13 protein-coding genes are annotated in these 10,215 nt (G+C 64.5%); 11 read left to right on the top strand and 2 right to left on the bottom strand.

Annotated elements, in window-relative coordinates; translation table 11 throughout:
- The 11 genes from HMPREF0591_RS33555 to HMPREF0591_RS27895 form a co-directional block, all read left to right on the top strand.
- Positions 1–220: hypothetical protein (locus HMPREF0591_RS33555; protein WP_208857814.1), on the top strand; the 220-nt coding region annotated here is incomplete at its 5' end.
- A gap of 245 nt (positions 221–465) precedes the next feature.
- Positions 466–2,091 carry a DUF4226 domain-containing protein gene (locus HMPREF0591_RS27855; protein ID WP_047324037.1) on the top strand — a complete coding sequence of 542 codons (1,626 nt, stop codon included), beginning with the start codon at positions 466–468 and terminating at the stop codon, positions 2,089–2,091.
- 34 nt (positions 2,092–2,125) lie between these two features.
- Entirely contained in the window at positions 2,126–2,443 is a 318-nt protein-coding gene (locus HMPREF0591_RS27860) for a type VII secretion target (RefSeq protein WP_007172134.1), read from the top strand.
- A 4-nt stretch (positions 2,444–2,447) separates the two neighbouring features.
- Complete coding sequence (locus HMPREF0591_RS27865; protein ID WP_007172135.1) at positions 2,448–2,747, top strand: DUF2694 family protein; 300 nt, start codon at positions 2,448–2,450, stop codon at positions 2,745–2,747.
- A gap of 45 nt (positions 2,748–2,792) precedes the next feature.
- Entirely contained in the window at positions 2,793–4,538 is a 1,746-nt protein-coding gene (locus HMPREF0591_RS27870; protein WP_007172136.1) for a PPE domain-containing protein, read from the top strand.
- Entirely contained in the window at positions 4,535–4,675 is a 141-nt protein-coding gene (locus HMPREF0591_RS32665) for a hypothetical protein (RefSeq protein ID WP_007172137.1), read from the top strand. Before HMPREF0591_RS27870 ends, HMPREF0591_RS32665 begins: the two co-directional genes overlap by 4 nt.
- Positions 4,672–5,058, top strand: a complete 387-nt coding sequence (locus HMPREF0591_RS27875; RefSeq protein ID WP_007172138.1) for a YbaB/EbfC family nucleoid-associated protein — start codon at positions 4,672–4,674, stop codon at positions 5,056–5,058. The genes HMPREF0591_RS32665 and HMPREF0591_RS27875 overlap by 4 nt, the downstream gene beginning before the upstream one ends.
- 69 nt (positions 5,059–5,127) lie before the next feature.
- Positions 5,128–5,805: a hypothetical protein gene (locus tag HMPREF0591_RS27880; protein WP_101930854.1), complete on the top strand. Its 678-nt coding sequence runs from the start codon at positions 5,128–5,130 to the stop codon at positions 5,803–5,805.
- Complete coding sequence (locus HMPREF0591_RS27885) at positions 5,805–6,137, top strand: hypothetical protein (protein ID WP_033717256.1); 333 nt, start codon at positions 5,805–5,807, stop codon at positions 6,135–6,137. The genes HMPREF0591_RS27880 and HMPREF0591_RS27885 overlap by 1 nt, the downstream gene beginning before the upstream one ends.
- A 287-nt stretch (positions 6,138–6,424) precedes the next feature.
- Positions 6,425–6,712 carry a hypothetical protein gene (locus HMPREF0591_RS27890; protein ID WP_007172141.1) on the top strand — a complete coding sequence of 96 codons (288 nt, stop codon included), beginning with the start codon at positions 6,425–6,427 and terminating at the stop codon, positions 6,710–6,712.
- 18 nt (positions 6,713–6,730) lie between these two features.
- A complete protein-coding gene (locus HMPREF0591_RS27895) occupies positions 6,731–9,085 on the top strand; it encodes a hypothetical protein (RefSeq protein ID WP_007172142.1) in 2,355 nt (784 codons plus the stop codon).
- Between the two features lie 371 nt (positions 9,086–9,456).
- Here HMPREF0591_RS27895 and HMPREF0591_RS27900 read toward each other — a convergent pair whose 3' ends face one another.
- Both HMPREF0591_RS27900 and HMPREF0591_RS27905 read right to left on the bottom strand, forming a co-directional pair.
- On the bottom strand, positions 9,457–9,762 hold the full coding sequence (locus HMPREF0591_RS27900; protein WP_007172144.1) for a hypothetical protein: 306 nt from the start codon (positions 9,760–9,762) through the stop codon (positions 9,457–9,459).
- Positions 9,759–9,986, bottom strand: coding sequence for a ribbon-helix-helix protein, CopG family (locus HMPREF0591_RS27905; protein ID WP_007172145.1), 228 nt, complete (start codon positions 9,984–9,986; stop codon positions 9,759–9,761). The genes HMPREF0591_RS27900 and HMPREF0591_RS27905 overlap by 4 nt, the downstream gene beginning before the upstream one ends.
- Between the last annotated feature and the right edge of the window lie 229 nt (positions 9,987–10,215).

Consider the following 10,215-nt stretch of genomic DNA (forward strand, 5'->3'; position numbering starts at 1 on the left):
AGTCGGCTTTCGCGCGCGTATGTCGGTGTTGGCGGCTACTGCTTGTGCAGCCGGGGATTCCACTGCGGGGAAGGGGCGTGCGGCGAGAAGTATCGAGGAGGCGCAACCCGTGATGGGCCCGCTGCGAACCCGAAAGTCATTGCCGCCGATGGATATGCGCGCGGTGCTCGATGCTACCGATGTAGAGCACGCGATCGTTGCCGGTGGAGCTTGCAGCTAAGATCGCCGATTGGCTCGCCGGCTACGCTCACAGTCGCGAGGCTCCCCGGCTTAAGGCACTCCTGTGTGCCGTATCTCCGGACTGATTGACGCAGGTGTGCGAAGTTGCAGGACGCATCTGGTGCGGCGTGTCTTGAAAGAAAACAAAAGTCGACAAGCCGTGTGGACATGCTGGCGTAGCCGGTTTTTGGTGAATGTGGCGTTGTTGGTAGCGGCTAAAGCGACTCGGGACTTATCGTCCCGAACATGACGGGCTGGACCGATGTAGCGCTGTCCCAGGTGCTCGGCGGAGTATCCGAGGTATTGGGGTCACCCTTCCCTCAAAGCCCGGCGCCCGGCGGCCCGATGCCACTAGACCCGGCCCCAACGGCTCCGGTCACCTCACGCGATCAGCTCACCAAGCTCGACCGAGCCAAGCTCACTTACATGGGCATTAACCCGGATACGGCTCCGATGCCCGAAATCAACCAGGCGCTGGGCCGCGACCAACCCGCAGCGCCTCCGCCCCCGCCGCCCCCGCCGGAGTCGCCGGCGCCGACCTCCCCGGCGGGCACGCCACCGCCACCGGGACTGAGCGGGGCAGGGGCAGAAGCAGCCAAACGGCTCGACGAGGCACTGGCCAAAAATCATTCGGCGCTCAATGACGCTGACGACAAACTGGCCGACGCTCTGCTTAAAGCGTCGAGCTCTAGCGCTGATGGTCGTCAGCGGCTCCAAGCTTTGCAGCAAGACATCATCGACCAGGTCAACAAGCTGGGGTCATCGCTGGATACTGCGACCGGCCAACAGCAGCTGGCAGAGTTCTTGCAGGGAAAAACCGACGACATCCTCAACGTCCTGAAAAACGCTGGGCTGGACTCAGATTCACAAGCGCGGGTGTTGGATGGTCTCTCGGCGCGCTATCAGGCGTTGCAAGACAAGAAACCCGGCGATGACCCGCACACCAAGGGTTCGAGCGGCGACGGCACTGGCAGCGGCAACCCGGACTCAACCGGCACTACACCGGGTGGTGGTGCCGATTCTCCGGCCGGGACCGGTGACGGCACTGGCAGTGGCAATGACCCGCTACTGGACGGGCTGGCCTCAGATCCGTTGATGTCGCGGTTGGGCATGATGGGCGGGCCTGCGATGGGCGCTCTTGGCTCGCTGCCAGGTGCGCTCGGTTCAGCGATTCCCTCGCTCGGCGGAGGCGGTGGCGGCGGGCTGGGGGATTTGGGTTCGGCGATCGGTGGGGCGCTACGCGATGGCGGCCACGATCCGGACCAGGCCTCTGATGAGCACGTCGATTCGTTGAAAGACCCGTCCGGATCGCACACCGGTGACGACAAACCGCGAGATGGCACCCAGCCGGCCGGACTGCACGACCCAGGGGACAAAGCAGACAAAGGGGACAAGGCGGGGACAGAAAACGCTGGCAGCGGATCCACCCCGCCGCCGTCAGCGCCGGCAGCGCCAGGTCAGACGCCAACACCGTCGACTCAGGTCCAGCTGCCCGACCAATCGGTGCGAACCGCGGCCAATGGCGCACTCGCGCAGGCCGGACGCGCGGTGCTCTCCGGTGACAGCATCGACGACGCGTTTGCAGGGGCCAATCTTCAGTTGCCGCCGCTGGGTTCGCCGGTGAGTTCACCCATGGCACCCTCGCGGCTGCAATTCGGCGATGTGGGCCAATACACCGATCATCGGGTCATGGCTCTAGACAAAGACCATGTTTGGCTCAATGGCCAGGTCACGCCGATTGACCAGCTCGACACTGGCCCGAATTTCTTGGGGTGGACACGCGTGTCGGCCCCAACAGCGACAACGGTGACTTCGGCGGCCGTCGCCCCGGCACCGGCCGTGGCGCCCGCACCGGCGCCGCCGACCACTTAAGCGAACTTTTACTGCAACGTGAGGGAGTACCGTAATGACCGTGAATGAGCAGGCCTTGCAGGTCAACACCGATGACCTGATCCGATGGGCGATCGCCCACGAACGCGCCGCCGAGGCGTGCGGGCAGGCCCGTGCTGACCATGCCCGCACCGTGGCTGCGGCCGAATCGTGGGGACCGCTGTTTTACGAGGCGCGTCGTGCTGCAGTGGCCGCGGTCAACGACCGCGAGACCGCATTGCGCGACCAACAAGAGCGGCACGGGGCCATGGCGCAGCAGCTTCGCGCCGCCGCGGCGCGCATGGCGGAGATGAACGCTGACAACCGTGCCAATTTGACGATTTCCACGGATTAGCAACATGTCTGAAGCGCCGTCGACCGACTACGACACCGTGGTGTTCGAGGTCGCAAGCCGCGATGAGTCGATCGTGGTGGCGGTGGGCCGCAGCGGCAACTCGTTAGGCGTGGAGCTTCAGGCGGCGGCGATGCAGCTCAGCGACGCCGAACTGGCTAACCGCATCATCAAATTGAACACGCTGGCTCATTTACGCTCGCAGTTGGCGCTGCGTCAGGAGTGGGAGGCTCAACACGTGACCGTGTCCAGTGCGTTGCCCACCAAGGATCAGGTTGCCAGCTATGAGGCCCTGATCGATTTCTGAGAGAACTCGTCGCAACGTCAGCTAGAACACGGAGGGAGGACCGCAGTGCTGCAGGTCGATGTTGCCGGACTGCAGAGTGCGGTCGCGGGGCTGGTCGCCGCCGCTAACAGCCTTGCCAGGCTCGGCGCGCAGTCGCCGGTGCACCCTCCGCTGGCCACCGATGAGACATCAACGAGCGTGGCTGCCCGCCTCAGTGAGCACGCGGCGGTGATGGCATCGCGAGCTGCTGACGGGTCGACGGTCCTTGCGGCCGGCGCCAAGGCGATAACCCAGTCAGCAGTCGCGTATGGGCAGATGGACCAGGCCAATCAAGCGGTGGTGAGCTTGCAAGGTAACCCTGCACCCTCCACGCCGGGCTTCACCCCGGCGGTGACGGTGAATCTTGTTGCGCCTGATGTGCCGATCGCCCCGCCGGGACCCCGCCCAGCCGAAACGACGGCGGCGATCATGGAAGCCGGTCAGCCCGCTGCCGGGGATGCGTTTGTGGCCGACTGTGCGGCACTGTCAGAAGGATTTAGCGCTGCCGCGCGATCGGCCCGCCGCGGGGCGGCCACGGTCAGTGAACATCTCAAAGGGGAAGCAGGACCGCGTATTTCGGCGGCGTTGAATCGTTACGCGGACTGGGCGCAGGAGATGGCCCGCCATGCCGACACCGTTGGAAAGCTCGCCGGCAGCCACAAGAACAGATTTACACAAGCCAAGCAGGCGACTCCGACGACCACGGAGTTCGCTAACCGTCACCGCGAGCTCCACAACGCGATCGCACTCAACAGCTCTTATCCCAGTCCGGGATCGGCGGCCGCGGTGTCTAAGGCACACACGAATTTGACCCAGTTAACGAACCACACCCAGGTTGTGGCCGCTGGCTACCACACCGGCGAGACGATACCGGAGGCTCCGCCGGGGCCACCGCCAGCCCCAGCAATCGTGGAACCTGGTGCCGGACAAGGGGACACCCCGCCGTCTCCAACTCAGCAGGGAGCGGATCCAAAACCGACACGCGATCACCCGGGCACCACCCACGCCGGCGACGTCGACCCCGACACCGACCCCGCCGGCCTCGACGAGAGTCTCAATGCAGGCGATGGTGATCCCGCCGCTAACCCGCTAGCGCCTGCGGGAACGGGTGCGATGCCGGGAATGGCCTCATCTTTGCCGCCGATGTTGACCGGCCTGCTGGGCGCCGGGGTCGGGATGGCCACCCAGATACCGCAGAAATTAGGCCAAGAGCTGCAGGGATTGGCCCAGCAAGCCACCCAGAGCGTTGCAGGTTTGGCACAAGGAATGGCAGGCAAGAACGGGCTGGACGACGCGGCCAAAATTGAGCCAGCAGACTCCCTGGGCAGCGGTGCCGGCGGAGGCGGTGGTGACGACGGCGCTACCGCCCCGGCGGCCAGCGGCGGCGCAGATCTCAAGCCGGCGGCTTCAGCGATCTCCGGAATGAGTTCCCCCACCTCGCCCCCGTTGGCGGGGGCCAGCGCCACCCCGAGTCCCACCGCTGCCGCCGCTGAGAGCGGTATGGGCGGCTCCCCAATGTTCATGCCCCCGATGGGGGGCATGGGCGCTGGCGCCGGGGCGGCCAAGCGCAAGGTAAAGGACCCGGACAAGTCGATCGAGATGCCATCGCGCCCTAATTCCGAGCCGATCAAAGGCGAACGGGGAGACCCAATTCGGCACACGGCCACCGTTGACGCCGCTGCCTACCCCAAAGACGGGCCGAAGCGCACGGTGACCGTTCGGTCACGCAGCCGACGCGTCGACCGCGACCCGGGCAGCGGTGATGACCAGTGAGCGTGAATGGGTGCGTCGGCTATCAGTCCGATCAGAATCTGGTCGCTGAAGTGATGGCCCAGCTCGATTCGGTGTCGATGGCCCTGCCCGACCTGCAGGATGAAATTGCGTCCGACGACGATGGTGAGGCCCCGTGACGGTGTACGAGTATGACGGCTACCAGGCGGATAAGAATTTAACCGCCAGTGTCATAGCGCGCATGGAACGGGTGTCGACGATGCTTTCCAAGCTGCTCGAGGAGATGGATGGCATCGACCTGGAAGCCATCGGCGGCGATGGCGACGTCGTGTTGTCGGTGAACTCCCAAGGACAACTCACCTCGCTGTCGCTGGCGCAGGGCTGCACCACCCGCTACTCACACGGGGCTTTGGCCGAGCTGATCAACACCACGATCGACGAGGCAGTCAACGCCGCGGCCGAGGAAACAGCGAGCGTGGGAGGCGGCCAAGACCAGGAAGCGCTCGACGCTGCTGTGCAAGCGTTCATCAATCCCGAAAGTGAGATCTGGACTGCCACCTGAGCACCGGTTTCGTCTTGGATTCGCGTCCAACGGTAGCCCGATGTCGCCGCAGGACAGTACGCTGATTGCATGAATCCGCAGGCAGTTGGGCAGCCGAGCTACCCCGCTGCGACCGGCGGCCCGCCCACCTCCACGAGTACGGTCGGTGTGCCGACCGGTGCCGCGGTGTTGCCACCACCGCCCAGCTACGTGCCACCCCCACAAGCTCCTGCACCGCCACCGGTGTACCGCAGACGCGGGCCGGGCTGGCTGGCGGTATGGGTAATGCTGGCGCTCGCGCTGCTACTGGCGTTAAGCGCAACGGTGATGAGTGCGATGAAGTTGACCGCATCAAACCCGGCCGCGACAACCACCACGGTGATGGCGCCACCCCCACCGCCGGTGAGCTACAGCCCGGAGCAAGTGGCGGCGGCCAAGAAGGAAGCCTGCGACGCCAGCGATACGGCGGACAAATCGATAATTGCTGCTCAAAAGAACTTCTTCGACGCTGCGCGAGACCGGCAATCGCCTCAATACCATCCTGCACTGGGCAACTTCCAGCTTGTGGTGATACTGGAGACGCAGTACATCCAACAGCATCTTCCGCCGGCTACCCCGAAGAACGTGCTAGACGCGACCAATGAATATGTCACCGCAGTAATTCGGTTGGTCGACGCCAATACCCGCGAGCTGTCCGACCACGATGCCCAGCCGTTCGTGTTAGCGCTTAGAAGTGCGGGAGATCGACTCGACAAGGTGTGTGAGTGATGCGAACCGATGACATTCTGCAGGTCATTCCCGCTGCGGCGGAGTCGGCGAACATGCTGACCGGTTCGGCAACGGTCGAGTTTGCTACGACCGTGCCCGAGCACGCGGCCCATGGCGCGGCGGCCACGGCAGCCGGGGGGGCTCACGCGGCTTCAATGTGGGCGCCGAGCGTGGCAGCAAGCGCAGGTGTGAACCAGCAAGTCGCGGGAGCCGGTGCCGCGCTGGCGCCACGCGGTGGAAAGGTGGCTCAACGCAACGATCAATCGTTGACCGCAGACCTTCAGACCGACAACCAGAACGCTCAGGACCTGACACCGGTGGTGAGCATATGACCGCCACCCTGCACTCGCCCCAAGCGGGGACACCGCTCCCACCCGCTTTCCCGCCACGTCAGCTTCCGCCACCGGCGGGGCCCGGCCGCGGGGCGGTGGGGGGCACGGCGGCGGCGCTAGTCGTTGCGGTCGGAGCCGCCGTCCTTGCCGCAGTAGCGTGGATGACGCCATCCAAAGTTCCCGTCAGTACGGTGGTTGCGCCGTGGTCACCACCTGCCCCGAGTTCCGACCAGGTGGCAGCCGCACGCACAAAGGCATGCCAAGTGTGGGGGATTACCGCGACAGCAATGGACGCGGCCACGAACGCGGTGGCCCACGCTCCAGCCGACTGGAATGACCCTGGCACCCAAGAGGCCTTGGCCAACGAGGCGCGGGTAATCCTGGTGGAAAGCGCATACCTGCGCCGTGAACTGCCCGCCGATACACCGGCAACGATCCGCTCAGGGATCGACGACTACCTTGCGGCCAGCTCGGACATGGAAAACGCCACCACGCATCGCAAGGGCAGCTTGCGAAACGCCGCGATCGGTCGTGCAAACACCGCAGAAGACAAGGTAAACGCCGCTTGCCGGTAGTGTGAGGAAGAGGGAGCCGTGGCGGATGTGCCCGCAACCAGTATCGCTGGGAACATCATCATCACCCCGGATATGGTGCCGCCAGCAGCAGAGCCGTTGGAGACCCAAGCGGCGCACTACGCGGCGTTGGCGGAGAAAGTCGGTGAGCTGCAGCAGCAGCTCAAAGCCGCCAATGCGATGCGCGAAGAGGCCGCACAATCGCCCGGTTGGGAAGCTGGGCACGAAAAGAATCGCCAATTGGCCGCAGACTACGGCCGGATGGTCGAGATATACAACGCGGCGGCAGATTATTTCAACGGAGTCGCTGGCGTTTACCGCGACGCGCAAACCGCCCAACGGAACGTCTTGATGAAAGCCAATGCTGAACTGTCGCAGGCCAAGAACGCGATACAACAGCAGGAGATCGCGGCGCGCTGGCACACGCACGCCCGAGCCCTGACGACCAGCGCGGTAGGAGCCGCTACAGCCAAGGCCGGAGTTTTCGAGCACACTGCAGGCACCGATATCACGGCTCTTACCTCACGCCTAGGCGGTCCGGCACCTCAAGACCCCGTCTTGCCCCATAGCGGCGGAGGCGGAATAGCCGTACCCACAGGCAAAGAGGGCTCCGGACTAGGTGATGACAACGGCGACCCCGCGAACCCCAACGGCACTGGCAATCCGCAGGGAATAGGTAATGGGCACACGCCGCGCCACAGTGGTGCAGCGAAGGGCGAGGACGGCGAGCCGGCGACGACGGGACCAGGATCCACTCCTGCGGTGATGGGGAGCCCTTATCCGGGTGCCGGGCAGATGCCGATGCCGGGTGGTGGTGGCAGCGGGATTCAGTCTGTTGGTTTCCCGCCGGGGTTGACGTCGATGACGGGGGGACTTGGATCGATGCCCGGTGGGGGTGGCATGGGAGGCCTGGGCTCTGGTGGGGGCTTGGGCGGGCTGCCCGGCGGTATGGGGCAGCTGCCCGGTACTCAGGCTGCCGGGCTGGGGAACCTGCCCGCTAATGCCGCACCAGCAGCCGGGGCACCGGCACAGTTGGGACCGGCGTTCTCCCAAGGACTTTCAGCCGGATCGGCGTTGGGGTCGCTGCCGCCTGCGACCGGCACTGGAACGCCGGCCGCAGGGCAAGCAGCCGCAACTCCAGCGGCAGGGCTGACTTCGGGTGCGGGCGTTCCTTCGGCCGGGTTGACAGGAGCAGGTGCGACCCCTCCGGCAGTCAGCCCCGCAGCGCCGGGGCTTGCCACGTCTGGCGGGCCGACGAGTGCTGCACCGGCGGCGATGATGCTTCCGCCCCCGGGTATGGGCGCTCCCGCGGCCCCCGTAGCTGCGGGTGGCGCAAGTGCTGCAGCCCCCGTCGCCCCTGCTGGCAACACGGCCACACCGGGTGGCTCCGCGCCGACAACCGGGCCGGCAGCTGGATCGACGGTCGGATCGGGTGGGGCGGTGGTTGTGCCGGCAAGTGTTGTCAGCGCCGGAGCTGGCGCCCGCAACCGTGGACGACCGGAGTCAGCCGAACTGGCAACCGCAAAAGTGTTGGCGCGCAAGCTCCGTCGTGACAGCGACATTGTTAATTACGCGTGCATTGAGTGGGCCGTGGGCGTATTTCGCCGCGAGGCTGGCGGGGCCACCGAGTGCGTGGTGATGTCCAACGAAGGCTTTGGTTACATTCCGCGGGGAGTGTTCTTGCCACGTACTGCCCGTCTGTTGACGGCAGATAAGTTGGTAGACAACCAATTTCGGGAAGGCTGGTTCGGGTCATCCGATCCTGCCGAGGTGCTAGCCGAATATGCACGGCTGCGCGGCCGCGGCGGAACGCATCTGGTTGCCATGGCAGTAACCGCGGACAGCCCCTACGGTCGGGTGCCAGGGGTCGAATACGCGGTTTGTCAACGCGAATTCGATGACGGTGCTTACATCCGCCCGATTCTCGACGATATGCATATGCATCGTCTCGAAGCGTTGCACCCGGAGGTGTATGCCCGGGTTCAGCAGACGACCTCCACTGAACCTGAGACGCGCATGGTTGAAAATCAGGTCGTTGTGCCGCTGGCTGTGCAGATGATCGAAGCTGTGAAGATGTCGGGGGAGATGACGCTCGATCTGCGGCAGATGTGGGATGTGCTGGGCACCGGCGACCACATCTCGGAGGAGGTATGGAACCAGTACCGGATCGCCTCAACCGTGTACTACGTGAACCTCAGCGCGAACCGGCCTCGGCCGGAGGCCTCCACAGGAGATCGCGAGCGTTATCAGGCGCAGTGGGTCACCGCACGCACGATGGAGTTGCTGCAGGGTTGGGAGCGGCGACCGGTCGACGTAGCGGATATGGTCTACGCTGCGGCGACGGCCTACCCATGGAGATTTTGGCACCAAATTTGAATTGTTATGGCGCGTGGTCGAATCCGAGCTCGGCTGCGGCGTAGCGTGAGGTGCCGCGGCGTGCGACGTGGGATGCAGTGATCAGGATTGACCGCCGAGCGCTGGCGAAAACCGTTATAGGAGCACGCCTTATAAGTACGTGGTAGCTGGGCCTCGATTTGGCGATCGAGGTGATGGCCGGATCGTTGGAGGAGAGACGCCGAGTCGTCACAGTGACGAAATAAGCGGTATTCGCTGGAAGCACCCATCCATCCACCGCCGCGGCCACGCGCGCAGGGTTGCCCGAGAAATTGGTGTCTGTTCTCACGCAATCTCGGGGACATTCTTATCGGATTGGGGGCAAGTTGCGATCGGGGATAGTACGTTGAGGGTCAGGAAATGAGCGCGGTGACGGCGGTCGTGGTCGTGTCAGCGAGCGCGATGCCGCCGATATTGCCGATGGGTTGGTCGAGGGCCGCGACAGGAAGCCACTGGATGAGCTCCGGTAAGACAACCCCTTTGGGTTGCAGCACTGTGACGATCATAGCCATTGTGCTGCTGGGGATTTCACCGGGAATGAAGGGGCAGATGATCACCTGGCCGGTGGCGGCTGCGAGGTGAATCGTGTTAGATAGTACGACAACGTACAGTTCCTGGTTGGTGTCGCGGCCTGGCGTGATGTCTCCGGGTGTGATCACAGGCCAGCGGCCCGGTTCGCCTGATAGACCTTCTCCGCGTAGGCGTCGATGTCGAGCGTTGGCACAGTGTGTGTTGTGTAGTTCTCGAGCGAGATTCGGAGATGCTCGTTGTGCAGGGCTCGTTCGATCATCTCTGAACGATTCAGCCCGGCCGCCTGGGCGTCCGCATCGGCCGCCGCCAGCACGGCCTCTTCAATCATTACGGACACTTTGGCTTTCGCCATACCATTTATCCTACTCTGAGCAGGACAGTTGTCGTGAGGGTACTCCGGCTGGTGGCGCCGACGCAGGTTGCGTTAAATGGTGCGAGGACGACCTACCACAGATTCAGCTTGCCAGTCACGGTTACGGACGGGCCCATGTACGCCGATGACGACGATTCGGGGCGCGAAACGGTGTACCTGCTAGGTTCGCGTGAGAATGCGCGCCGCCTCATGGCGGCCGTCGCACGGT

Origin of the sequence: Mycobacterium parascrofulaceum ATCC BAA-614 (genome assembly GCF_000164135.1) — a bacterium.
Classification (GTDB): domain Bacteria; phylum Actinomycetota; class Actinomycetes; order Mycobacteriales; family Mycobacteriaceae; genus Mycobacterium; species Mycobacterium parascrofulaceum.